This is a genomic window from Salinigranum sp. (assembly GCF_041641895.1).
In the GTDB taxonomy this organism is placed as follows: domain Archaea; phylum Halobacteriota; class Halobacteria; order Halobacteriales; family Haloferacaceae; genus Salinigranum.
This window is the reverse complement of record NZ_JBEPXO010000059.1, coordinates 1-24,232: the sequence shown is the minus strand read 5'-3', so window position 1 is coordinate 24,232 and position 24,232 is coordinate 1. Positions and strand designations below refer to the sequence as shown.

The following is a 24,232-nucleotide window of genomic DNA, read 5'->3' as shown; positions in this document are numbered from 1 at the left end:
GGAGAACCGTCTGTCGCCGGCGTCGAGGGCGAACAGCACGTGCGGGGCGTACTTCGCGCCGAGAACGTCGGCGAGGTCGTGCCACGCGGCCTGACGGTCGGTGTCGAGCGTCACGTCGTCGGGTTCGCGGGCACGACACTTAACCGAACAGGCCCGGTTGCGCCGATGCGACCTCGTCCCGTCGAGGGGGACAGACCCGTGGGGTGACGTCCATCGCGTCCCGATTGGAACCGATGCCGACACAACCAGACGACGTTACAGTGGAGTTCCTGTACCTCGACCGCGAGACCTGTGAGCGGTGCCGCGGGACCGAAGCCGCCGTCGAGAGCGCGCTGGCGGCGGTCCGTCCGGCGCTCGCACTCGCTGGGGCGAGCGTCGTCCTCGACCGCGTGCACGTCGACTCCGCCGCGACGGCCGACGCAGTCGGGTTCGCGGTGTCGCCGACCGTCAGGGTCGACGGCCGGGACGTCCAACCCGACTTCGAGACGGCCGACTGCGGCTGTGCGGGCGAGGGAACCGTCCCCTGTCGAGTCTGGCGTGACGACGGACGGCGACGCGAGCGTGCACCGGTCGGCCTCCTCGCGGACGCGGTGCTTCGCGCGGCGTACGGGGTCGAACCAGCGAGCCGAAAACGAAACCGAGCGGCCGACCGGAGAGACGGGCCACAGCCGGTGGCGTCGTACTTCGGAAGAGGCAGTCACGACGGAGACGAGGGTGGAGACGGCGGCTGCTGCTGAAGCGCCGCGTGGCGAACGTCACCCGGAGGTCGCTGTGCAGTTCTCGGGCCCGCAACGTCAGGTCCGGTGTCCGTCGGTCGGCGGGGTCGACGCGGCGGAACGGTCGGCGCGTCCGACAGCCACGGCGGTCAGACCGGCTTCGCGAACGCGTACACCGTCTGGTGGCCCGTCACCTCGACGTCGCAGAAGTCGCCGGGTTCCAGCCCGTAGTCGGAGGCGTTCTGGACGATGATCTGCCGGTAGGCCTCGTCGCGACACTTCACCGAATCGCCCGTCCCCTCCTCGACGACGAGCACCTCGTGGGTCGTCCCGACCATCGCCTCGTACGCCTCGCCGACGACGTCCATCTTCAGCTCGGACATCTCCTTCGAGCGTTCCTTCTTGAGGGTACCGCCGAGACCCTTCAGCTTCGCCGCGTCGGTCCCGGGGCGCTTCGAGAAGCGCGTGACGTTGATCTTCTCGGGGCGCGTCTCGCGGAGGAGCGCCATCGACTGCCGGTGGTCGGCGTCCTCCTCGGTGGGGTAGCCGACGATGAAGTCCGTCGAGAGCGTCCAGTAGTCCAGGTGGGCGTCGAACGTTTCGACCACCTCGACGTACTCCGACACCTGGTGCTGGCGGCGCATGTGGCCGAGGACGTCGTTCGACCCCGACTGCACCGGGGCGTGGAGGAAGTTGTAGAGCTTCTCGTTCTCGGCGAACACATCGGCGAGGTCAGCGCGGATGCCGTGGACGCCCTTCGGGTTCGCCATGCCGACTCGGACCCGGAAGTCGCCGTCGATGTCGCAGATACGGTCGAGGAGTTCGTGGAGCGTCCGCTCCCCCTGGTCCCAGCCGTAGACGCCGGTGTCCTGGCCCGTGATACGGAGCTCCTTGGCCCCGGCGTGGACGAGCGCGCGGGCCTTCTCGACGTTCTCCTCGACGGACGGGGAGTCGATCTTGCCGGTGGCGTGCTTCGTGATGCAGTACGAGCAGTCGCTCATACAGCCGCGGGCGATGGGGAGGATGCCGACGACGCCGTCGAGGACGGGTTCGACGCCGGGGCCGGGCGTGGGACACTCGCCGTTCGTGACGGCCGAGGGCACCTCGTCCCAGTGGAGGATCCGGGCGTCGACGTCCTCTTCGCGGAAGACGTCACCCTGCGCGAGCGCCATACAGCCGGTGACGATGAGGTCGGCGGTCTCCGTCTCTAGCTCTTTGGCCCGGCGGAGCATGTTCCGTTCCGTCTTCTCCACCACGGTACAGGTGTTCATGATGGCGACGTCGGCCTCGTCGGGGGAGTCGACGCGGTAGTGCCCCGCGTCGCGGAGTGCCGACTCGATCTGCCGGCTCTCTCCCCGGTTCGACGTACAGCCGTACGTTTCGATGTGGTACCGAGCCATTCGCGTCGTCTGCGCTTGCCGGCGGGCGGGCAAAAGCACGACGGTCTGTGCGTTCGAGCGGCCGCGACGGACGCGAGCGGGGGCGGGGGCGAACGGTCAGCACGGGAGGACCGGACCGGGACACGACGCGGTGTGCTGACGGCGAGCGAGCGCCTGTGCGCTCCGGGCCGCGTCGCGGTCGGTGTCAGGTCACGGGAGGTGTGACCGCGGTATCGGATATGAACTCCGGGACCACCGAGTCTCGTCGCCGGGCCTCGCCGGGGGGAAGACACTTGTCGTTCCCGCGGCCAGTCGGAGACGATGCCCTCCACGCGGACGAGACGTCGCTTCCTCACGGCCTGTGGGGCTGCCTCCGTCGGAGTCGTCGCCGGCTGTCTCGGGTCCGACGCCGGCCACGACGCCGCGGCCGGCGCCGCTGGCGACCGGACCGACTGGCCGACCGCTGGCCACGACGCGGCGAACACGAACTACGCTCTCGGCGCGCCCGCGATACGCGGGCTGTCGGAGGTCAACCGGGTCGACGACCGGTTCGGGAGCGCACAACCGGTCGTCGCCGACGGGACGCTCTTCCTCGTCGGCGACACGCTCCGGACGGTCGACGTCGACAGCGGCGAGCAGGGGTGGGCCATCGAACCCGAGGACGGACAGGGGAACTTCTGGGCCGCACCCACAGTGAGAGACGGGACGGTCTACCTCGCGAACGGTCACCGGCGCGTCCACGCCGTCGACGCCGAGAGCGGTCAGAAACGGTGGACGGCCGACGTCGACGTCGGGTCGTACGTGTCGCCTCGGCTGGACGAGGACGGCGAGGCGCTGTACGTCGGCGGCGAGGGGCACGTGAGTCGCCTCGACGCCGAGACCGGCGAGGGAGAGTGGACGCGCGACCTGTTCGGGCAGGTCCGCCAGCCTCTAGCAGTCCGACGGGGCGTCGTCTACGCGGTCACCGAGGGCGGCGAACTGTACGCGCTCGACGAGTACGGCGACGGCTACTGGCGGGTCGACCTCCCGGCGAAGTGCCAGACGCCACCGACGTCGGTGGGGAGACAGGTGTTCGTCGGCACGTTCGACGGCTTCGTCCACGCCGTCGACACGACGCGAGCGAACCTCGCGTGGTCGACCGAAGTCGGCGGCTTCGCCAAGGGTGGCATCGCCGTCGCCGACGGCACCGTCTACGCCGACGGCGGCCGGAAGCTCCACGCACTCGACGCCGACACCGGGGAGCGGCGGTGGGCGTTCGACGTCGGCACGACGGGCGACCACACACCCGTCGTCGCGGGCGACACCGTCCTCACGACCGGTGACCGGCTGTACGGACTGAATCCGGACGGTGGCCTCTCGAACGGGGCCATCCGACGGGAGGCGCTCCGCTTCTCGTATCCGACCGGTGGGTACGCCGGGCCGACGAGCGTCGCCGACAACCGCGTGTACGTCACGGCGCGACTCGGCGACGAGGAGGGGAACCAGACGACGGCGGTGCTGATGCTCGAACCGTCGTGAGGAAGAGACGGTGAACGGGGAGACGGACGAGCGGGCCAGCGCCGGTGGCGACACCACGACTGGGACCGCTCGTTCGGACCGTCGGTCGCCGTCGGCGACGCCGTGCTGGCCGTCGACGGAGAAGGTATCAGCGCCTTCGCGCCCGGCGGCGGACCGGGGGGAGTCTCCGGCCCGCCCCGGTTCGGTGGCAGTTCACACCCGACGGGTCACCGCGCGGACTGGCCGTCGTCGGGGACCGGGTGTTCCCGACTGTCGCCCGCGAGGGCGAGGACGAACTCCTGGTGCCGTCTTAGCGCCCGTCCTCGGCGTCGGGGAACCCCTCGACGATGGCCACACCCGAAGAGGCGCCGATACGGTCGGCGCCCGCGTCGAACATCGCCATCGCCTCCTCGTAGCTGCCGATTCCACCGCTGGCCTTGACCGGGAGGTACTCGGCCATGAGTTCGACGTCATCGACCGTGGCGCCGCCGTCGGCGAACCCCGTGGAGGTCTTGACGAACGCGGCGTCGGCGTCGCGGGCGAGTTTGCAGGCGCGGTGTTTCTCCTCCCGACTCAAGAGCGCCGTCTCGACGATGACCTTCACCGGGATGGGGACGGCAGCGACGATCTCGGTGAGTTCGTCGCGCACGTCGCCGTCGTCGCCGGCGTGGAGGCGGCCGACGTTGACGACGACGTCGAGTTCGTCTGCGCCGTCGCGCCAGGCCGTCGCCGCCTCCTCGCGCTTGGCGATGGTCGCGTGCTGGCCGTGGGGGAAGCCGACGACGGTGGCGAGGGTGAGGTCGGGTGCCCGCTCGCGCGCCTCCGCGACGTAACACGGCGGGATACAGGCGTTCATGCCGTGTGCCTCGGCCTCGTCGACGACCCGCTCGACGTCCGCGGGACGGGTCTCCGGGCCGAGGACGGTGTGGTCGATCCGGGCGGCGAACTCGCTGCGGTCCATGGCCCGAGAGAGGTGAACCGGTCATAAAAACGCCGGGGTCGGGCGGACGAGAACGCAAGTGGTTTACTCCGAGCTCACAGTCGACTCCGCATGACGATGACGCTCCTGTCGGTCCTCCCGGAGGGCTTCGCCCTCCCGCCGGTGCCGTACCTCGTCGCGCTCGTCGTCGGCCTCGGCGTGGTCGCCCTCGGCGTGTCGCGTCGCGGCCTCGCCGTCGACCAGTCCCACGTCGTCGCACTCGTGCCGTGGATTCTCGCCGGGGCCGGTGTCCACGCGCTGTACGTCGTCGACGCGCTCCCGCCGCTCGTCCGGCCGCTCGGCGGCACCCCGTCCGTCTACGCGACGATGGCCGTCCTCGCGGGCGGAGTGTGGCTCGTCGCCGACGCGGCTGCTCGGAACGTGCCGCGCACCCTCGCCCTGTCGGGTCTGGTCGCGTTCGTGCCGACGTACGGGGCGGGCGTCGCAGTCGGTCTCTCCCGTGGGACCTTCGCGCCGCTGTGGTCGGGCGTCGCTCTCGCGGCGAGCCTCGTCGTCGGCGCGGCCGCGTGGCTCATCCTCACCCACCTCGTCCCGCGCGTCGAACACACCGGGGTGGTCGGCGTGGTCGCTCTCCTCAGCCACGCAATCGACGGTGTCTCCACCGCAGTCGGCGTCGACGTTCTCGGCTTCGGCGAGCGAACCCCACTCTCGCGGTACATCATCGAGTTCGCGGCCGACCTCCCCACGGCGGCGGTGCTCGGGAGCGGGTGGCTGTTCGTCCTGGTCAAACTCGTGCTTGTCGGCGGTGTCGTCGTCCTCTTCGCCGACCTGATGGAGGAAGACCCCCGCGAGGGGTCGCTGCTGCTGGGTGTCGTCGCCGCAGTGGGGCTGGGGCCGGGGGCGCACAACCTCCTGCTGTTCGCCATCGCGTGAAGGCGACGCGGTCCCGTGCTACGGAGTGACTGGACCGAGACCGTCTCGGCGGCGCACCGGTGTCGGGTGAAGGATTCTTCTCCCACAGTTTACACGTGACCGCGGACACGTCGAGTCGATGTCTGGTCCCCCACGGATAGACAGACGCACCGCCCTCAGACTGCTCGGCGCGACGAGCGTGACCGCCGTCGCGGGGTGTAATGCCCGGTCGGACCGGTCGACGCCGACCGACGCCGGCGACGATTCGGCCGAGTCGCCGACGACCACGACGACGACGGCGTCGGAGACAGCGACGGCCGCCCAGTCCCCCGAGATTCGCGTCGAGTCCGGCCGCCTCCGCGACGCGCGACTCGCCCCACGGCTCGTCGGGTTCCGACCGGAGACGGATGTGACGCTCGTGGCGACGACCAGGGACGGCCTCGGCCGGACGTGGCAGTCGTCGGCGACGGTCCGTACCGACGAGTCCGGCGCCGTGTCGCTCACCGACCGGGCGCCGACCGACGGCACCTACGAGGGGACGCGACCGATGGGGTTCGTCTGGTCGATGCAGATGGACTCGCTGACGGAACCGTCGTTCTTCGTCCCCGACCCGCCCGAGCACAGCGTGACTCTCTCCGCGCGCGTCGACGGGGACGAACGAGCCACCACCGACGTCGTCCGCCAGTTCGTCGACCCGGACGTGACACGTCGGACGGTCCGCGAACGGGGCCTCGTCGGCCACTACTACGAGCCACCGGGCGAGGGACCCCACGCGAGCGTGATCGCCCTCCACGGGGCGGGGAACCGCCCACTGCGGAACTACGGGCGGATGCTCGCCTCCTACGACGTGGCGACGCTCGCGGTCAAGTGGTTCGGTGAGGAGGACCCACTACCGGACGAACTGGCGCGGGTGCCCGTCGAGTACGTCCGGACGGCCGTCGACTGGCTCCAGTCGCGAACGGCCGTCCGGGCGGACGAGACGGGACTGATCGGCCACTCGAAGGGTGCGGAGTACGCCCTGCTGGCGGCGTCGCAGTTCGACGGGATCGGTCCCGTGGTCGCCATCGCTCCCTCCGCGTACGTCTGGCAGTCGCCGACCCAGGGCATCTCGGAGTCGTCGTGGACGGTCGACGGCGAGCCACACCCGACGGTGCCACGACCGGAGACGCCACAGCCACCCGAACAGGTACGGGGCCGGTCCAAGACGGTCGGTACGCTCCGTCACGCCATCGAACGGGCCAGCGACGCGGCGCTGGCGGACGCTCGTATCCCCGTCGAGGACATCGGCGGTGACGTGCTCCTCGTCGCGGGCGGACGCGACGGTGTCTGGCCGAGCGTCCAGATGGCCGAGACAGTCGCCGACCGACTGGAACGGGCGGACGTCGACAGCAGCCACGAGACGCTCACCTACCCCGAGGCCGGCCACGTCATCACCATTCGGTACCGACCGACGACGTACGAGATGGTCGGTGGCGGCCTCTACCTCGGTGGAGACCCGGAAGCGATTGCGGCCGCCGAGGCGGACGCGTGGCCCCGGACGGCGTCGTGGTTCTGGAACGCGCTCGACGTCGAAGCACCGTCGGGCTGAGAGTGCGAACTGCTCGGCGACCGACGGGTGGAAGGACACCGAACTGACACAGGAGTTTTCACGGCAGACGGCGACGAGTAGGAGAGACACAGTGATGCCGCGCGTCATCTGTGCGGGTCACGTCAACTGGGACGTGACGCTCCACGTGGACACCCTGCCCGCCCCCGACGGCGAGGCGCAGGTCCGCGAGACGCAGGCGGCGGGCGGGGGGAGCGCCGCGAACGTCGCCTGCGGTCTCGCCGGACTCCGACTCGACACCGCCCTCCTCGGGAGCGTCGGCGGCGACACCTACGGCACGGAGGCGCGTCACGAACTCGCCGCCGCAGGCGTCGACACGACCGGCGTGCAGGTGGTACCCGACCGGCCGACGGCGGTGAAGTACATCGCCGTCGACGACGCTGGCGAGGTGATGGTGTTCGGCTGTGCGGGCGCGAACGAGGCGTTCGACACCGACGCGCTGTCCGTCGAGAGCATCGACGGTGCGGACCACCTCCACCTCACGGGGCAGTCGCCGGAGACGGCCCGACGACTCGCCACCCTCGCGGGCGACCTGGGGCTGACCGTGAGCGTCGACCCCGGCCGCCTCGTCGGCGAACGGGACTTCGGAGCCGTGCTCGACCTGGTCGACGTCCTCTTCCTCAACGACCGGGAGGCCGCAGTCGCGCTCGGTGACGATACGGGGGCGGACTCGCCTCACGACGGCCGAGCGATTGCCGACGTCGGACGCGAGGCGCAGGCGGTGGTCATCAAGCACGGGCAGGACGGGGCCGAAGTCGACACCGACGGCCGTCGGTACACGCACCCGGGGTTCGCCGCCGACGTCGTCGACACGACGGGCGCGGGCGACGCGTTCGCCGCAGGCTACCTCGCCGCGAGGCTCGACGGGAGCGACGCCGAGGACGCACTGGCCGTCGCCAACGCCTGCGGCGCGCTCGCGGCCGAGACGCGCGGCGCACGCGCGGCGCTGTCGTGGGAGGCCGTCGAGGCGGTCCGGGCGCGCAGTCTCCACGCGCACGACGAGACCGACGACTGAGGCGCGCGCCGTCACCGTCCGAGGACGGCGAGGCCGCCCGCGACGGCGAGCACCGCGACGAACAGCCCCGTCCCGACGGCGAACGTGAGGTCGAGGCCGGCGATGTACGCAGCCAGTGCGACGACGACGCCAGCGACGAGAGACCCGCCGAACAGGCGGTCGACAGAGAGTCCGAGTTCGTCTGTGTCGGCTTCCATACCACTCCCCGGCGTGCAGGGGACAAGAGTCGTCCGGCCGTTCCGGCGCTGACCACGCGTTTTTTCATCTCCGCCGTCCGACGCCGGGTATGGGAAAACAACCGCACCTCCTCGTCGAGGAGGGCGACGTCGCCGACCTGGCACTCGTCCCGGGCGACCCCGGGCGCGTCGAGCGCATCGCGGAGCACTGCGACGACGTCGACCACGTCGCGAGCAACCGGGAGTACACCGTCGTCAACGCCACGTACGACGGGCGTCCGGTGACCATCTGTTCGACGGGAATCGGCTGTCCCTCCGCGGCCATCGCCGTCGAAGAACTCTCGCGGGTGGGGTGCGAGACGTTCGTCCGCGTCGGCACCACTGGCGCGCTCCAGCGCGGCATCGAGATCGGCGACATGGTCGTCGCGAGCGGCGCGGCGAAGTTCGAGGGGACGTCGAAGCGGTACGAGTCCGTGAAGTTCCCCGCGGTCCCCGACTTCGAGGTGCTCCGTGCGCTGGTCGACAGCGCCGAGTCGCGCGGGGAGGACGTCCACGTCGGGCCCATCGCCTCCGACGACGCCTACTACGCCGAAGAGGGCGACTTCGTCGGCGACTGCGAGGCCGCGGGCGTCCTGAGCGTCGAGATGGAGGCCGCCACGCTGTTCACCCTCGCGCGGCGGAAGGGGCTCCGTGCGGGCGCGATCTGTACGGTTGACGGTAACCTCGTCGAGGGGACCCAGAAGGGGGCCGACTCCGACGAGGAACTCCCCGAGAAGGCAAAGGACAACGTCGAGCGGGCCATCGCGCTGACCCTCGACGCCGTCGCCACCCTCTGAGCCCAGCGTGGACCGCGAGACGCTCCTCGCCCGCGTCGTCGCCGTCGGGCGACGCGTCCGCCGCATCGAACGCCGGGAACTCACCGAGTTCCGCCGCTGGGTCGAGAACACGAACAACCTCATCCACCTCTCGATTCTCCTGTTCGTCCCGCTCCTCATCGGCGGCGTGACGATTATCTCGAACGCCCTCACCGAACTGTCGTTCCTCCTCTTCCCGCCGCTGGCGTCGGGCACGTACACGCTCTTCGCCGACCCCGAGGGCCGGTACGCGTCGCCGGTGAAGTTCGTCGTCGGACTCACCGTCGGGGCGCTCGCCGGGTGGGCGGCGCTCGAACTCTCCCTTCTCGTCTCCGGGCCGCCGGCGGGCACGTTCGGGGTCCTCCCCGCGGCCGCCGCGCTCTCGATTCTCCTCACCGGCGGGGCGACGTGGGCGCTCGGCGTCGAGGAACCGGCGGCGTTCTCGACGGCGCTGCTCGTCCTCGTGACCGACCGCGCGACGCCGCAGTCGTACGTGCTCTCGGTCGCCGTGTTCGGCGCGCTCGTCGCCGCAGTGTTCTACGTCTGGCGCGAGCAGTTCTACGAGAAGCGTGCGCGCTACCTCTACAGCACTGTCGCGGCGGACGACCGGGTGCTGGTCCCGATGCGCGGCCCCGACTGGTCCTCGGAGACGACGGCGGTGTTCGGGTCGCGCCTGGCGGCGGCCCACGAGGCGGGACGGGTGGTCCTGCTCGGACTCGTCGACGACGGGGACGACGAGCGCACGGAGGCGACGGTGGTCACCGACCACCTCGAGTCGGTCGCCGAGAGCGTCCGGGCCGCCGGCGTCCCCTGCGAGGTAGTCGTGAAGGAGGGCGCACCCGTGACGGCGACGCTCCGGGCGGTCAGCGACACCGGGTGCGACCTCGTCGTGACGCCGTACGAGGCGGACGACGGCGCGCTCACCGACTTCGTCAGGGGCGTGTTCCGCGGCCCGTCCGATGCCATCGCGTTCCGTGCGGTGGACGACGACTGCGACTGGCGACGCGTGCTCGTGCTGGTCGCCCGCCCCGGCGACACCGCCCACGCCATGATCGACTTCGCCGAGCGTATCGCGGGCGAGGAGGGTGCGCTCAGCGTCTGTACCTGCATCGGGTCCGAGGTGGAGCGTCGCCCCGCCGAGACGCGACTCGCGAACCTCGTCGAGACCGTCGACCGGCCCGTCGAGACGCGCGTCGCCCGGTCCGACGTGACGGCGTATCTGACGGCGAACGCCCGGTCGTACGACCTCGTCGTCGTCGGGTCGAGCGGCGACCGCTCCGCGGCCTCCCGGTTCGTCTCGCCACCGACGTTCGAGCGCATCGCGGAGGTCGAGACCGACGTGGCCGTCGTCGACCGGGGCGACCCCTGACCGGCGGCCCCCCGCGGTCAGGAGGCCCTGTGACCGGTCTCCGTACCCCCGTCGTGCCGCTGGACGTGGGCGTGCTTCCGGCCGGTCGGGACGTGTCGGAGTGACACAACGTTATGTGGGTCGGTGGCATAGGGTGCGCTACCATGCAGGCTCAGCGTCCGCCGTCGTTCGATTCCGCCGAAAGTGAGCGGGTGTACGAGTACGTCGAGCGTCACGCCCCCGTCGAGCGCAGCGAAGTGGAGACGGCGCTCTCGATGGACCCGGAACTCGTCGACCAGGAGGTGACGATGCTCATCCAGGAGGGGTACCTCGAGGACTGGAACGGCGTCTTGCAACTCGCCATCGAGTACGGCACCGAGGAGACGTACGAGACGGACGGCGTCGAAGTGACCATCCGCCCGGCGACCCAGAGTGACCTCGACGGCCTCGTGGCGGTGATGCGCGAGGTGACCGAGGAGGAGACCTACCTGGCCGCCGAGTCGGTCGTCGAACTGCTCGACGACGAGGAGGTCGTCCTGCGGAACGACAAGCGCGAGTTCCGGATGTTCTTCGTCGCCACCGTCGACGACAGGGTGGTGGGCTGGGTCCACCTCCGGTCGCCAAACTTCGCGAAACTGCGCCACACCGCGGAGTTGACGATGGGCGTCGAGGCGGAGTACCGCGGCCACGGCATCGGGAGCCGTCTCATGGAACACGGCCTCGAGTGGGCGGCGTCGAACGGCTACGAGAAGGTGTATCAGAGCCTGCCGGCGACGAACCAGGACGCGGTCCGGTTCCTCGAACGGCACCACTGGGAGACCGAAGCGATCCGGAAGGCTCACTTCAAGATCGGCGACGAGTACGTCGCCGAACAGCAGATGGCCGTCATGCTCGAAGACTCCGTCCTGGGCTGAGGCGGTCGGCCGTCGGACCCGAACCGCCGGACACCGGGCCGTCCGACACTCCCACGGGACGTTCGCGGCGCCGTCAGTCGTCTCGTGAGGTGGGCTGGTCGATGGTGCCGTCGCCGTCGGACTCGACCGGGTCCTCCTTCGAAGGCTCCTCCTCCAGCACCTGCTGTTCGACCTTCTCGGAGTCGCCGCCGAGCGCAGACTCGGCCATCAGGTGCCCGCCGAGGGTCGTCGGACTGATGACGGTGTCCGCGCCGGCGCGTTTGAGTTTGTCGACGTTCTCTCGGTTGGAGGCCGCCGCGACGATGCGGACCTTCGGGTTCAACTGCCGCGCCGTGAGGATGGCGAGGGCGTCCTCGGCGTCGTTGTTGGTGGCGACGACGACGGCACGAGCGGTGTCGACGCGGGCGCGTTCGAGCGAGTCCGCGTCCGAGGGGTCCGCGGTGAAGACGTCGATGTCGCGGTCCGTGAGGATGCGGGCGCGTTCTGCGTCCTGAGTGACGACGACGTACGGCGCCTTCGAGGAGAGTTCTTCGAGAATCGGTTCGGTGAGGTCCCCGTATCCGAGCACGAGGACGTGGTTTTCGAGGAGGTCGAGCTGTGTTTCAGTCATGCGTCCAAGGGCCTTCGAGAGGCGTGCTTCGATGGCTGGCGTGAGGAGGACACCGAGCGCCACCGCGAACGAGGAGACGGTCACGAGCAGGACGGACATCCCGAACAGGCGCGCGATGGGGGTCGAGGGGGTGATGTCGCCGTAGCCGACCGTCGACCCGGTGACGAGGGCGAAGTAGAACGCGTCGACCAGGTTGTTCAAGCCGGTGAACTGGTCGCGAAGCGCGTAGGCGCCGACGGTCCCGTACGTCTGCGCGCCGACGATGGCGGCGAGTGCGGCCAGTTCCGTGGTGGTGAGGTCGAGGTCACGGTGGAACCGTCTGCGGTTGACCCCGAGGACGAGGAAGGCGACGGCCGACAGCGCGACGAGGGGGACGGCGCGCTCGTTCGACTGGAGCGCCCCCTGCAGGGCCGTGATGGGGAACAGTACCATCGTCGCGTACCACGCCGCGCGGAGGCCTCGCCGGAGGCCGAACGCGCTGGCGAGGAGGAGAAAGCCCGTGAGGGCGCCGGTGAAGCCGGCGATGGTCGGGACGAACTCGGGGACGACGGCGGCCACCGGTCCGATTGGACGGGGCGGCACGCCGATGTTGGCGATGCCGGTGACGACCGACGCGATGGCGACGGCGAAGGTCAGCACCACCGACGCCCGTCCACCGATCCACTCGCGACTCACCATACCCGTGCAGGGTGGAGAGTCGGTAATAAACCGCTCGGTCGCTGCCGAAGAGAGCGGCCGCGCCGTCCGGGAGACTCGTCGGGACGGCCACGGACGCAAGTTGTATACCGACCCCCCGAGTGAGCGAGGGTATGGCTTCGCTCCCGGTCGAGGTACTCTTCGGCCTCTACCTGGGCATCCTCACGGGAATCATCCCCGCGCTAGTGTCGGGCGTCCTCGGATTCGTTTTCAAGTACGTCACGAACGTGACCATCCCCGGGCTCGGCGTCGTCGTCCTCTCGCTCGCCATCGCGGGGGCGAACGGGGGGTTGATGGCGCTGAACGACCCGGCCATCCTCGGCTCCGGCGAGCGGTTCGTCGTCGCCGTCGTCGTCGTCATGATGCTGTCGCTGTACGCCCACAGCCAGGGCGACAAACTCGGGGCGGCGGTCCCGAAGCGGCTGAACCTCCGGAAGCTCACGGAGCGGACGCTCAACGCGGACGTCGTCCAACTCGTCGGTGGCCGGGGGGAGGTCTGCGTCACCGTCTCCGGTGAGGTGGGCGACATGGAAGGATACCCCGCTCTCCCCGCCGACCTCCGGCGGAACATCCGCGAGGGGGAGTGGACGTTCTCGGCGGACGTCCCCCTCGTCGAAATCGAGGCGCGATTCGCCGACCGTCTCCGCGCCGAGTTCGACCTCGCCGACGTGACCGTCCGACTCGACGAGAACGCGCGGGCCACCGTGAGCGCCGCGCCGCCGAGCGGCGCGCTCTCGAAACGCGTCCCCGCGGGTATGCGCGCCGTGTCGCTCGATGCGCTGCTACCGACCGGACTGGCCGCCGGCGACGAGGTCAGGGTCGACGCCGGCGACCGGACCGTCTCGGGCACCGTCCTCAGCGTCGCGGGCAGTTCGAAGTCGGCCGCGACAGGGACGGCGACAGACGGCGGGGTCGACGCGACGACAGCGCCTCCGCCGTCGGCCGCGACGGCACCGGGCGGAGACGGCCGGGTCACGCTCGCGGTCGGCCGGTCGGACGCGACTGCGCTCCTCGAGACCTCGACGGTGGACCGACTCGTCGTCGAGTCCCGCGGCGTCCGTCGGGAGTTCGAACTCGTCTCGCTGCTCCGCCGTAGCGGCCGCCGGTTCCGTGCCCTGACGGTACGGGAGGCGGGGGCGCTCGACGGCGTCACGCTCGGCGGGGCGGCCGTCCGCGACAGCTACGATGTCGCCGTCCTCGCCGTCCGTCACGAGGGGACGTGGCGAGTCGCACCGCGGGGTGGACAGGCCGTCGTCGCCGGTGACGGCCTCGTCGTCGTCGGGACGCGCGAGTCGCTCGCGTCGTTCGAGGGGGCGGTCGCGTGAGCCGTTCCCCCGCCGTGGTCGGGTGTCGTCGCCGGACCGTCGGGCGCCGCGGGCGACCCCACGGGGGCCGCGGGACGGGGCGGAACTGGTATCCCGACGGCACGAGTCGTGCGACTATGGCTTCGCTGCCGATCGAGGTACTCTTCGGTCTCTACCTGGGCATCCTCACGGGAATCATCCCCGCGCTGGTGTCGGGGATACTCGGGTTCGTCTTCAAGTACGTCACGGGTGTCACCATCCCCGGCTTCGGTGTCATGGTCCTCGCGCTGGCCATCGCCGGTGCCAACGGCGGGCTCATGGCCCTGTCTGACCCCGCGATTCTCGGCTCGGGCGAACGGTTCGTCGTCGCGGTCATCGTCGTCCTGATGCTGTCGCTGTACGCCCACAGCCAGGGCGACAAACTCGGGGCGGCGGTCCCGAGACGACTGAACCTCCGGAAGCTCACCGAGCGGACGCTCAACGCGGACGTCGTCGAACTCGTCGGAGGACACGGGCAGGTCCGCGTCACCGTCTCCGGCGAGGTGGGCGACATGGAGGGGTACCCTGCCCTCCCGGCGGAACTCCGCGCGACGATTCGCGAGGGGGAGTGGACGTTCCCGGCCGACGTCCCGCTCGTCGAACTCGAAGCGCGGTTCGCCGACCGCCTCCGCTCCGAGTTCGACCTCGCCGACGTGACCGTCCGACTCGACGAGAACGCCCACGCCACCGTGAGCGCCGCGCCGCCGAGCGGCGGGCTCTCGAAACGCATCCCGGCGGGCAAACGGGCCGTGTCGGTCGGCGCCCTGCTGCCGACCGGACTGGCCGCCGGCGACGAGGTCAGGGTCGACACCGGCGACCGGACCGTCTCGGGCACCGTCCTCAGCGCGCGGACGGACGGGGTGTCGGGGCGGGCCGAGCCAGTGGCGACCGACGGCGGCGTCGAGGCGGCGGACGCGGAGCCGGGACCCGCGGCACCCCCGACGACGACGGGAGGCGACGGCCGCGTCACACTCGCCGTCAGCCGGTCGGACGCGAGTGTCCTCCTCGGGGTCTCGACAGTCGAGCGCCTCGTCGTCGAGTCGCAGGGCACCCGCCGGGAGTTCGAACTCGTCTCGCTGCTTCGCCGGGGAGGGCGGCGTTTCCGGAAACTCACCGTCCGGGAGGGCGGCGCCCTCGACGGCGTCACGCTCGGCGAGGCGACCGTTCGAGACACGTACCAGGTCGTAGTCCTCGCGCTCCACCACGAGGGGGCGTGGCACGTGACACCGCGGGGGTCGCAGTCGGTCGCCGCCGGTGACGACCTCTTCGTCGTCGGCCGGTCGGACGCGCTCTCCGCGTTCGCGGAGGTGGTCGCGTGACCGCCGTCGTCGACCTCGTCGTCCTCCAGGGCGTCTCGCTCGACAGCCCGACGCTCGTCGAGGACGTGGGGCAGATACTGGCGTTCGTCTTCGCCGCGGGGCTCGTCTCGGCGCTCTCGGCACTCGTCTTCCGGTGGTACACCCGCGAACCGGTTCCCCTCGGCGTCTCGACCGTCCTCGGCCTGTCGGTCGTCGCCCTCTACCTCAACACCGTCGGCCTGTTCAGCCAGCTCGTCGTCGGGGAGGCGTCGACCATCTTCGAGTTCGAGGCGGTCGTGTTCAACGTCGTCGCCATCGGCCTCGCCGCGTTCGCGACGCCGGTCGGACGGCGCGTAGGCGATCGGATGGCGACCGACGTCTTCGCCGTCGCCGGGGCGAAGGAACTCGACGCGGAAGTGTCGAGAATCGTCCGGACCGTCGGCCGGGTGACGGCGGTGACCCTCCCCGACGCCGACGACATCGAGGACATGGAGAGTTACGACGCCGTCTCCAACGACCTGAAGGCGGAGATGGGCGGGAAGACGCTCCTGTTCCCGAACCGACTCACCGTCGAGGAACTCCGCGACAGGCTCGTCACCCGGCTGAAGGACGACTACCGCGTCGGCTACGTCGACGTCGAACTCACCGGACGGGGGGTCGTCGAGTACCTCGCGGTCGGGAGTCGAGTGGCGGGGCTCGGACCGACGCTCGGACACGGGACGGTCGCTCTCTCGCTCCGTGCGGACCCGGCGAACGCGGCGAGTTCGGGCGACCTGGTGCAGGTGTGGCGACCGGGCGGGACGAAGCCCGAGTCGACCGACGACACCGTCGCCGCCGACGGTGATGGTGAACGAGCCGAAGGGGAGACGGTGACGCGTCGGCCGCCGAAGCGACTGTTCACCGCGGAGCTTCGCGCGGCGAGCGGCGACGTGGTCACGCTCGCGGCCGACGCCGCGGACGCCGCCCAGGTCGACGCGACGTCGACCTATCGGCTGGTCTCGCTCCCGGCCGAACCGCGGGCGGACCGGGAGTTCGCCTCGCTCCTCCGCGTCGCCGACGAGACGATGGCCGCGGTCACCGTCCCCGAGTCGTCGTCGGTCGTCGGCGAGACGCTCGGTTCGCTCGACGTGACCGTCGCCGCAGTCCGCCCCGCGTCCGGGTCGGTCGAGGCGATTCCCCCGCGCTCGCGGGTCGTCGAAGCCGGCGACACGCTCTACGTGGTCGCCCGCCCCGAGGTGCTCCGACGACTCGAGGCACGGGCCAACGTCGTCGTCGACGCGCCTCCCTCCGCCGAAGAGGCGATGGCGGACGCCACCGCGGACTGAGGCGGCCGTCGGCGCCGACCCCTTCGACCGGTGGGTGGGAGGGAGTGGGAGTCGGCTGCGGGACGACCGAGCGCGGAACGCGGGTGAAGGATATTTCTCCAAGGTGAGTGCGAAAAAACGCTTTACGACGACGGTGACAAGCCGGAGACACGATGTCATCGCGGTCAGGCCCGCTCCGGACCAACGACGACAGACGGCTCGCCACAGGTTCGGACGCCGCCACGGACTCTCGCCTCCACACCGCCGGCCGCTGGCTCTGGGTCAGCGGCTACCAGGGCCTCGCGCAGGTCACCTTGCTCTCGGCGCCGGTGCTGTGGCTGGTGTTCCGGTCGCCACGGTCGGGCGGGGTGGTCAAACCGACCGCGCTGGTGCTGGTCGTCGTGACGCCGCTCGTCGTCGGCGCCTTCCGCGAGGGACACCTCTCGGCCGGCCGACCCTGGCCGGCCATCACCAGCGACCGGCTCTCCTTCGCCGGCGGCTACTGGTCGATACTCAGGCGCGGAGTCCTCCTCAACCACGTCCTCGGTGTCGCAGCCTACGCGGGGGGAGCCGTGGGCGTCGTCACGGGGTCGTTCGCGGCGGCCGTCGGCGTCGGCGTCGGCCTCGTCGGGATTGGCGTCGCCCTCGTCCCCTGGCTGACGCCCGAGACGCTGCGAGCGACAGCGGGGCGGGCTGGATACGCCGCCGTCGCACTAGCCCTCGCGTCTCTCGTCGGGGGTCCACTCGCCGGCGACCCACGCTTCCGGACTGCACCCGCCGCGTTCGCCCTCCTCGTGTTCGTCTCGGTGGTCGACCTCCGACCGTGGCGGCTACTCGACGCGCGCCGGTGAGTCCGGCCGCCTGGGGCGCAACGCTCTTGCCCGACCGAGGTCCGAGAGTGGAGTATGCAACTCGAGTGGAAGCTGTTCGCCGACCTGAAGGAGTACGCCGGGAGCGGGCGCGTGACTGTCGACGTCGACGAGGACGCGACCGTCGCCGACGCGCTGTCGGCGCTCGTCGCGGCGAACCCGGGGCTCGACGGGCGCGTGTTCGACGAGGACGGCACGGTGTACGACCACGTCAACGTCCTGCAAAACGGGGAGAACGTCGAGACGGCCGGTGACGGCCTCGAGACGGAGGTGAGCGAGCGGGACGAACTGGCGCTGTTCCCGCCCGTGAGCGGCGGCTGAGGGTCAGTCGGGGCGCGGCAGCGCGGTGAACAGCGTCTGAACGACGGTGAACGGGTCGTAGAGGGACTGGTGGCACTGACAGTAGACGTGGTCGGCGTTGCCGAACTTCGCGGCGTCGGCGGACTGCTTCCAGCCCGGGACGCAGCAGAAGTGGGTACACTTGTTGAGCCAGGCGATGAACCCGTCCTGCGTGGCCGCCTCGAAGAAGCCGCCGATTTCCGGCGCCTTCTGCTCGACGACGGGACTCTTGATCACCTGGATGGGCATCGTGTCTTCGGAGTCCTGCGAGCGCCACGTGCCGGTCGCGGGCTTGCCGATGCCCGGGCTGCCGATACCGTTGCCCCACTCTCTGTAGTCGGAGAAGTCGTCGACGTGGAGTTTGTCGCCGGCGCTGTACGTCTCCTGCTGCCACGAGTAGGCGCCGGAGTCCGAGCGGAAGAAGTTGTCAGCTTCGGCGGACGGCGCGAGCTGCGGGTACGACTGGACGCCACAGTACTGGAACCACTCGGAGGAGTAGGTGACGCCGCTCCCACGGAAGTTGTCGGTCGCGGCGATCTCGATCTCGACGCCGTTCTGCGTCGTGGTCTGCACGTCGGGCCAGACGCCCTTCAGGTAGCCCTCCGAGTCGATTTCGATGGGGATGAGAGGCATGCCGCGCGGGGCGGGGCCGGCCGTGTTCTCGATGGCGTACGCCTGCGTCGGGCCACCACCCGCGCCGGGAGAGGTCGTCGCGGAGTTGACGGTCGCCGAGCCGGCCGCACCGACGCCGGCGAGTGCGGCACCGCCGACGACGCCTTTGACGAACCGGCGCCGGCCGGACTCTGTGGGGTACTTGTCGTCGCTCTCGCTCATGTCGAAACCTTAGAGCCGCCGGTAAAAAGCGTGACGAAGTGCACGACGCGCTGGCGCGAACCGGCCGCCGTCCCACGGACGGGACGCCCCGAGCCGACGCCGGTCTCGACGGGACCCACGCGGCGCGCGACGGGAGCCGACACTATCTGGTATACAGCAGTACAGGGCGCTATTGAGGGCTCCTGACGGTATGTACAGAACGTACTCGGGAGCGAGGCAATTTTTCGAGCGAAACTCGTGGCTTTTACACCGGGGACTCCGTACCGGGCTGGTATGGACCTTCACACCAGAGACGTCAGGCAGGACGTCAGGGAGCTTGGTGCGCTCCTCGGCGACGTCCTCGAGGACCAGTCGTCGACCGCGGCGTTCGAGACCGTCGAGGACCTCAGGACGTCGGCCATCGCCTACCGCGCGGGGGAGGCGGAGTCGCGTCGGCCGCTCCACGACGTCATCGACCGACTCGACCCCGAAGGGGAGAGCGCCGTCGCGCGTGCGTTCACCACCTACTTCGAACTCATCAACCTCGCCGAGGAGCGCGAGCGGGTGCGGGCGAACCGCGAGGCGTCGCAGGCGCGGACACTCGAGGACGGCCTCGAGGAGACCGTCGAGGCGCTCTCGGAGGCCGACGCCGACACCGAGACCGTCCAGGGAATCCTCGACGACGTGCTCATCGAACCGACGTTCACCGCCCACCCGACGGAGGCGCGGCGGAAGACCGTGAAGGCGAAGCTCCGCTCCATCGCGAAGGACCTCGAGGTGCTCGACGAGCGGCGGATGACCGACAAGGAGGCCGACCAGCTCTGGAAGGAGGTCGACGCCGAAGTGACCAGCCTCTGGCAGACCTCGCAGGTACGGGACCGGCGGCCCGAACCGCAGGACGAGGCCCGGAACGTCCAGTGGTACCTCGAGAACATCCTCTTCGACGTCGTCGGCGAGGTGTACCAGGAGTTCGAGGACGTCGTCCACGAGGAGTACCCCGACGTGGACGTGCCGAAGCTGTTCGAGTTCCGGTCGTGGGCCGGGTCGGACCGCGACGGCAACCCGTTCGTCACCCCCGAGGTGACGACCGACACGCTCGAACGCCAGCGCGAAGTCGTCATCGAAAAGTACCTCGACGCGCTGAAACGCCTCTCGGGAGTGCTCAGCCAGGACGGCCGCCGGGTCGACGTCGGTGACGCGCTCCGCGAGTCCATCGAGGCCGACCGGGAACGCCTGCCGGTCGTCGGCGAGGAAGTCGAAGCCCGCTACCCCGACGAGCCGTACCGCCAGAAGCTGAAGCTGATGCGCGAGCGACTGCGGCGCATCTCCGACGTCCGCCCCGACGGTTACGCCGACCCCGCGGAGTTCCTCGCGGACCTCGACGTCGTCCACGAGAGCCTCTGTCTCACCGGCGCCGAACAGGTCGCGGCGACGTACGTCGAACCGCTCCGCCGACAGGTCGACACGTTCGGCTTCACCCTCGCCAGCCTAGACCTCCGGGACCACCGGGAGAACCACACCGAGGCCGTGAGCGAGGCGCTCGCTCTGGAGGGCATCGACTACGCCGCGATGGACGAGGCCGAACGGGTCGACGTCCTCACCGACGCCGTCCTCCAGGAGGAGCAGCTCGTCGACCTCGAAGAACCCGGCGACGTGTCGGACACCGCAGCGCGCGTCCTCCGGCGGTTCAGCAAACTCGGCGACTGGCAGCGCGAGTACGGCGTCGGCGCCATCGACACCTACTGCATCTCGATGACCGAAGAGCCCTCGCACGTGCTGGAGGTGCTGTTCCTCGCCGACCAGGCCGGCGTCGTCTCCCTGCCCGACCACTGTGGGGTCGACATCGTGCCCCTGCTCGAGACGGAGAGCGCGCTCAACGGCGCCCGGCGCATCATGGGCACGCTGTTCGAGAACGAGGCGTACGAAAAGGCCCTGGCGGCACGGAACGACGTCCAAGAGATCATGCTGGGCTACTCGGACTCCAACAAGGAGAACGGCTTCCTCGCGGCGAACTGGGACCTCTACAAGAATCAGCGCCGCCTCGCCAACATCACCGATGACTTCGGCGTGACGATGCGGCTGTTCCACGGCCGCGGCGGCTCCATCTCCCGCGGCGGCGGCCCGATGAACCGCGCGATGCTCGCGCTGCCGAACGAGACGGTCACCGGCCAGATCAAGTTCACCGAGCAGGGCGAGGCCATCGCCGAGAAGTACGCCAACCCCCGCATCGCCGAGCGCAACCTCGAACAGATGCTGAACGCGCAGGTCCGCGCGCGGCGCAACGCCATCCGCCAGCCCGAAGAACAGGTACCCGAGGAGTGGGTCGACGCGATGGACACGATGGCGGCCGCGGCCCGTCAGGAGTACCGTGACCTGCTCGAGTCGGACGGGTTCGTCTCTTACTTCGAGCAGGCGACGCCCATCACGGTCATCGAGGACCTCAACCTCGGTTCGCGTCCCGCCTCCAGAAGCGGCGAGCGCACCGTCGAGGACCTCCGCGCCATCCCGTGGGTGTTCTCGTGGACGCAGTCGCGCTGCATCCTCCCGGGCTGGTACGCCCTGGCGTCGGGCATCGACGCGTTCCTCGAGGAGGGCGACGTCGAGACGCTCCGGGAGATGTACGACGAGTGGCCGTTCTTCCGGACGGCCCTCGACCGCGCCACCCTCTCGCTGGCGCGGACGGACTTCGAAATCGCCGCCGAGTACGCCAATCTCGCCGACGCCGACCTCCGCGAGTCGTTCTTCCCGCGCCTCGCCGACGAGTACGACCGCTCCGTCGACCACGCGCTCGCCATCTGCGGGCGCGACTCGCTCCTCCAGCGCGACTGGCTCGAGGAGAGTCTCACGCGCCGGAACCCCTACGTCGACCCGCTGAACCTCCTCCAGACGCACCTCCTGGCACAGACGCACCGCACCCAGTCGGAGGAACAGACCCTCCGCCTCACGGTGAAGGGCATCGCCGCCGGGATGAAGAACACGGGCTGAGGGGCGTCGCACACGGTGGAGAGTGGCGGGCGGGACCGCCCGTCGTCCGGCGCACCGCCGACACCGGCCCGGCGACCGAACGTGTTCGGCCCCGTTCGCGTGGGCAGTCGACGCCGGGAGCTACCGGGGGTGCGTGGACGGCGAAAGAACAGTCGGTCGACGGAGCGGCGTCTGGGGACGCCGCTTCGTGTCAGCGGTTGTGGATGTCGTAGTCGTGTCCGCACTCCGGACAGGTGTGCCGAGCGAGACGGTACTCCTGTTTCAACCGCCGGCGCACCCCACCGATGCGTCCGTTCTCGGTCGTCGGTGCCTCAATCCCTTGCCCACAGTACGGGCAAGCCACCATGGCAGTCCCCATAACTACCGTATTGAATCATACAACGCATATAATTTTTGATTATTCAGCCTGACTGTCTTTATCGCAGGTCCAAACTGGTAATTATTAGATTTTTCGTGGAGGAATGATAGAACACCCAGTTCGAATCGACGGCGGGCAGTGCCGACGATGCGGCCGGAAACTCACTGCTTCTGAAATCGAAGCGACAGGGCTAACCGACGCTGGAGCGACTCCCGAGACAGCCCCGATGCGTCACCGTCCCCACCTCCTGTTCGTCGTCGCCGCACTCGCGTTCGGGACGGCGTTCGTCGGCATCAAGGCCGGCGTGGCGACGCTCCCACCCGTCCTGTTCGCCGCGTTCCGGTTCGACCTCGGCGCGGCGCTGCTCCTCTCGGCGCTCCTCCTTCGGCAGGGCGTCGCCGGGTCGCTCCCGAGAACTCGGCACGACCTCCTCGGCGTGGGCGTCGCCGGGGTGTTCCTCGTCACGATCAACGGCGTCTTGCTCTTCGTGGGCCAGCAGTTCACGACGAGCGCCGCCGCGGCCGTCGTCTACGGGGTGGTGCCGCTGGCGACGGCACCGTTCGCTGCGCTCGTCCTCCGCGAGCGACTCTCGCTCGTCGGCACGCTCGGCCTGGTCGTCGGGTTCGCCGGACTGGTCGTCGTCGTGCAGCCCTCACCGGCGCTCCTCCGCGGCACGGGGGTCGGCGAGGCGCTCGTCGTCGTCGCCGCGTTCTCTGTCGCCTTCGGGAGCGTCCTCCTGCGACGGCTCCACCCCACCCTGTCGTCGTTCGCGCTGACCGCCTGGGCGATGGCCGTCGGGGCAGTCTGTTCGCACGCGCTGAGCCTCGTGCTGGGGGAACCGCTCGCCGTGACCTGGACACCGAGCGCCGTCGTCGCAGTCGTCTGGCTCGGAACCGTCTCGACCGGCCTCGCGTTCCCGGCGTACTTCGCGCTCATCCGGGAGGCGGGGCCGGTGCGAGCGAACCTCGTCGCCTACGTCGTCCCCATCGTCGCCGCCGTCTCCGGCGCCGTCGTCCTCGGCGAGTCGGTCTCCCCGACGACAGTGGTGGGCTTCCTCGTCGTCCTCTGTGGGTTCGCCCTCCTCGAACGCGAGGCGCTCCGCCGGGATCTGCGGGCGGCGCTGAACCGGGTGCGAACGGCGGAGTGAGAGCGTGGCTACGCCGTGTTCCACGGCGCGGACGGGAAGTCGACGACGCGCTCTTCCCGCCCGGCGAGGCCGTCGATGCGTGCGACTTCGTCGGCCGTGAGGCTCAGGTCGGTCGCCGCGAGGTTCTCCCGGATGTGGTCGGGGGAGGACGCCTTCGGGATGGGGACGACGTTCTCCTTCGCGGCGAGCCACGCCAAAGACACCTGCGCGGGGGTGGCGTCGTGGGCCTCGGCGACGTCCTGTAGGACGGGGACGTCCGCGACTCTGTTGCGAGCGATGGGGCAGTACGCGACGAGGTAGTGGTCGTGTTCTCGCGCCAGTTCGTGCAGTTCGCGCTGCTGACAGAGCGGGTGCATCTCGACCTGGTGGGCGAACAGGTCGTGGTCGAGGCGGTCCATCGCCTCCTCGAGCTGGGCGGGGAGGAAGTTCGACAGGCCCACCTCGCGGGCGACTCCGTCGTCCACCAGGTCGTCGAGGGCGGGGAGCGTCTCCTCGGGACTGTACGCCTCCAGCGGCCAGTGGACGTACAGCAGGTCGACGACGTCGAGGCCGAGGCGGTCACGGCTCTCGCGGGCGGTCGAGACGGCGTCGTCGTACCCGGTGTTGTCGGTGTCGAGTTTCGTGGCGACGACCACGTCCTCGCGGTCGATGGAGTCGAACGCGTTCGCCAGTCCCGCGCCCACGTACGACTCGTTGTCGTACATCTGGGCGGTGTCGACGTGGTGGTAGCCGACGTCGAGGGCGGTTTCGACGGCACGGACGCACTCGTCGCGGTCGGTCATCCGGTACGTGCCGAGGCCGATGTCGGGGAGCCTGAGAGACATCTGTGGGTGAGTCGCCGGAGGGCTTCGAGGGAGTCAAACCTGTGGGTTCCGGCCGGACGGGGGGACTGGGACCGGGGGAGGACCGAAGACATTTGACCGGACGCGGTCGACGCTCGACCATGGCCCGTCGAGTGCTCGCCACCCTCGTCGCCGCCGTCGTCGCGGCGACGCTCGTCGCCGCCCCGGTGACGATGGCCGACTGGGGCGAGCAGGTCTCGCTGTCGGCCGAGCGGGTCGACGCCGACCGGGTCGACCCGGAGACGCCCGTCCTCCGGTTCGAGGAGCTCTC

General features: G+C 70.1%; 22 protein-coding genes. 15 read left to right on the top strand and 7 right to left on the bottom strand.

Annotated features, from left to right (window positions below):
* The first annotated feature begins 233 nt into the window (after positions 1 to 233).
* Positions 234 to 737: a DUF2703 domain-containing protein gene (locus tag ACESK5_RS13085; RefSeq protein WP_372912024.1), complete on the top strand. Its 504-nt coding sequence runs from the start codon at positions 234 to 236 to the stop codon at positions 735 to 737.
* Between the two features lie 128 nt (positions 738 to 865).
* Here the strand turns inward: ACESK5_RS13085 and ACESK5_RS13080 are convergent, their stop codons facing one another.
* Complete coding sequence (locus tag ACESK5_RS13080) at positions 866 to 2,116, bottom strand: tRNA (N(6)-L-threonylcarbamoyladenosine(37)-C(2))-methylthiotransferase (RefSeq protein WP_372912023.1); 1,251 nt, start codon at positions 2,114 to 2,116, stop codon at positions 866 to 868.
* Between the two features lie 300 nt (positions 2,117 to 2,416).
* Between ACESK5_RS13080 and ACESK5_RS13075 the strand changes: the two genes are divergently transcribed.
* Entirely contained in the window at positions 2,417 to 3,613 is a 1,197-nt protein-coding gene (locus tag ACESK5_RS13075; RefSeq protein WP_372912022.1) for a PQQ-binding-like beta-propeller repeat protein, read from the top strand.
* A gap of 289 nt (positions 3,614 to 3,902) precedes the next feature.
* Here ACESK5_RS13075 and deoC read toward each other — a convergent pair whose 3' ends face one another.
* A complete protein-coding gene (deoC, locus tag ACESK5_RS13070) occupies positions 3,903 to 4,553 on the bottom strand; it encodes a deoxyribose-phosphate aldolase (RefSeq protein WP_372912021.1) in 651 nt (216 codons plus the stop codon).
* 105 nt (positions 4,554 to 4,658) lie between these two features.
* On the opposite strand from deoC, the gene ACESK5_RS13065 reads away from it, so the two are divergent.
* The 3 genes from ACESK5_RS13065 to ACESK5_RS13055 all read left to right on the top strand — a co-directional run bounded on the left by ACESK5_RS13065 (position 4,659) and on the right by ACESK5_RS13055 (position 8,065).
* Positions 4,659 to 5,465, top strand: a complete 807-nt coding sequence (locus tag ACESK5_RS13065; RefSeq protein ID WP_372912025.1) for a DUF63 family protein — start codon at positions 4,659 to 4,661, stop codon at positions 5,463 to 5,465.
* A 118-nt stretch (positions 5,466 to 5,583) separates the two neighbouring features.
* Positions 5,584 to 7,032, top strand: coding sequence for an acyl-CoA thioesterase/bile acid-CoA:amino acid N-acyltransferase family protein (locus ACESK5_RS13060; RefSeq protein WP_372912020.1), 1,449 nt, complete (start codon positions 5,584 to 5,586; stop codon positions 7,030 to 7,032).
* Between the two features lie 94 nt (positions 7,033 to 7,126).
* Positions 7,127 to 8,065 (top strand): carbohydrate kinase family protein, encoded by a 939-nt coding sequence (locus ACESK5_RS13055; RefSeq protein WP_372912019.1) that lies wholly within the window; start codon positions 7,127 to 7,129, stop codon positions 8,063 to 8,065.
* Positions 8,066 to 8,076: 11 nt separating this feature from the next.
* On the opposite strand, the gene ACESK5_RS13050 is transcribed toward ACESK5_RS13055, so the two are convergent.
* Positions 8,077 to 8,262 (bottom strand): hypothetical protein, encoded by a 186-nt coding sequence (locus ACESK5_RS13050; RefSeq protein WP_372912018.1) that lies wholly within the window; start codon positions 8,260 to 8,262, stop codon positions 8,077 to 8,079.
* An 89-nt stretch (positions 8,263 to 8,351) separates the two neighbouring features.
* On the opposite strand from ACESK5_RS13050, the gene ACESK5_RS13045 reads away from it, so the two are divergent.
* The 3 genes from ACESK5_RS13045 to ACESK5_RS13035 all read left to right on the top strand — a co-directional run bounded on the left by ACESK5_RS13045 (position 8,352) and on the right by ACESK5_RS13035 (position 11,357).
* A complete protein-coding gene (locus tag ACESK5_RS13045; protein ID WP_372912017.1) occupies positions 8,352 to 9,077 on the top strand; it encodes a nucleoside phosphorylase in 726 nt (241 codons plus the stop codon).
* Between the two features lie 7 nt (positions 9,078 to 9,084).
* Complete coding sequence (locus tag ACESK5_RS13040; protein ID WP_372912016.1) at positions 9,085 to 10,464, top strand: HPP family protein; 1,380 nt, start codon at positions 9,085 to 9,087, stop codon at positions 10,462 to 10,464.
* Positions 10,465 to 10,607: 143 nt separating this feature from the next.
* Positions 10,608 to 11,357 carry an N-acetyltransferase family protein gene (locus ACESK5_RS13035; RefSeq protein ID WP_372912015.1) on the top strand — a complete coding sequence of 250 codons (750 nt, stop codon included), beginning with the start codon at positions 10,608 to 10,610 and terminating at the stop codon, positions 11,355 to 11,357.
* Between the two features lie 73 nt (positions 11,358 to 11,430).
* On the opposite strand, the gene ACESK5_RS13030 is transcribed toward ACESK5_RS13035, so the two are convergent.
* On the bottom strand, positions 11,431 to 12,645 hold the full coding sequence (locus ACESK5_RS13030) for an NAD-binding protein (protein ID WP_372912014.1): 1,215 nt from the start codon (positions 12,643 to 12,645) through the stop codon (positions 11,431 to 11,433).
* 131 nt (positions 12,646 to 12,776) lie between these two features.
* Here ACESK5_RS13030 and ACESK5_RS13025 point away from each other — a divergent pair, with 131 nt between their 5' ends.
* From ACESK5_RS13025 to ACESK5_RS13005, 5 genes are all read left to right on the top strand, one after another.
* Entirely contained in the window at positions 12,777 to 13,988 is a 1,212-nt protein-coding gene (locus tag ACESK5_RS13025; protein ID WP_372912012.1) for a potassium channel family protein, read from the top strand.
* A 116-nt stretch (positions 13,989 to 14,104) separates the two neighbouring features.
* Positions 14,105 to 15,325, top strand: a complete 1,221-nt coding sequence (locus ACESK5_RS13020) for a TrkA C-terminal domain-containing protein (RefSeq protein WP_372912011.1) — start codon at positions 14,105 to 14,107, stop codon at positions 15,323 to 15,325.
* Positions 15,322 to 16,629, top strand: a complete 1,308-nt coding sequence (locus ACESK5_RS13015) for a cation:proton antiporter regulatory subunit (RefSeq protein ID WP_372912009.1) — start codon at positions 15,322 to 15,324, stop codon at positions 16,627 to 16,629. Before ACESK5_RS13020 ends, ACESK5_RS13015 begins: the two co-directional genes overlap by 4 nt.
* Positions 16,630 to 16,781: 152 nt before the next feature.
* Positions 16,782 to 17,459, top strand: coding sequence for a hypothetical protein (locus ACESK5_RS13010; RefSeq protein ID WP_372912008.1), 678 nt, complete (start codon positions 16,782 to 16,784; stop codon positions 17,457 to 17,459).
* Between the two features lie 54 nt (positions 17,460 to 17,513).
* Complete coding sequence (locus tag ACESK5_RS13005) at positions 17,514 to 17,798, top strand: ubiquitin-like small modifier protein 1 (RefSeq protein WP_372912007.1); 285 nt, start codon at positions 17,514 to 17,516, stop codon at positions 17,796 to 17,798.
* Between the two features lie 3 nt (positions 17,799 to 17,801).
* Here ACESK5_RS13005 and ACESK5_RS13000 read toward each other — a convergent pair whose 3' ends face one another.
* Positions 17,802 to 18,650 (bottom strand): ubiquinol-cytochrome c reductase iron-sulfur subunit, encoded by an 849-nt coding sequence (locus ACESK5_RS13000; RefSeq protein WP_372912006.1) that lies wholly within the window; start codon positions 18,648 to 18,650, stop codon positions 17,802 to 17,804.
* 273 nt (positions 18,651 to 18,923) lie between these two features.
* On the opposite strand from ACESK5_RS13000, the gene ppc reads away from it, so the two are divergent.
* A complete protein-coding gene (gene ppc / locus ACESK5_RS12995) occupies positions 18,924 to 21,614 on the top strand; it encodes a phosphoenolpyruvate carboxylase (protein WP_372912005.1) in 2,691 nt (896 codons plus the stop codon).
* A 190-nt stretch (positions 21,615 to 21,804) separates the two neighbouring features.
* Here ppc and ACESK5_RS12990 read toward each other — a convergent pair whose 3' ends face one another.
* Positions 21,805 to 21,972: a hypothetical protein gene (locus ACESK5_RS12990; RefSeq protein WP_372912004.1), complete on the bottom strand. Its 168-nt coding sequence runs from the start codon at positions 21,970 to 21,972 to the stop codon at positions 21,805 to 21,807.
* Positions 21,973 to 22,198: 226 nt separating this feature from the next.
* Here ACESK5_RS12990 and ACESK5_RS12985 point away from each other — a divergent pair, with 226 nt between their 5' ends.
* Complete coding sequence (locus tag ACESK5_RS12985) at positions 22,199 to 23,119, top strand: DMT family transporter (RefSeq protein ID WP_372912003.1); 921 nt, start codon at positions 22,199 to 22,201, stop codon at positions 23,117 to 23,119.
* Between the two features lie 8 nt (positions 23,120 to 23,127).
* Here ACESK5_RS12985 and ACESK5_RS12980 read toward each other — a convergent pair whose 3' ends face one another.
* Complete coding sequence (locus tag ACESK5_RS12980; protein ID WP_372912002.1) at positions 23,128 to 23,943, bottom strand: aldo/keto reductase; 816 nt, start codon at positions 23,941 to 23,943, stop codon at positions 23,128 to 23,130.
* Between the last annotated feature and the right edge of the window lie 289 nt (positions 23,944 to 24,232).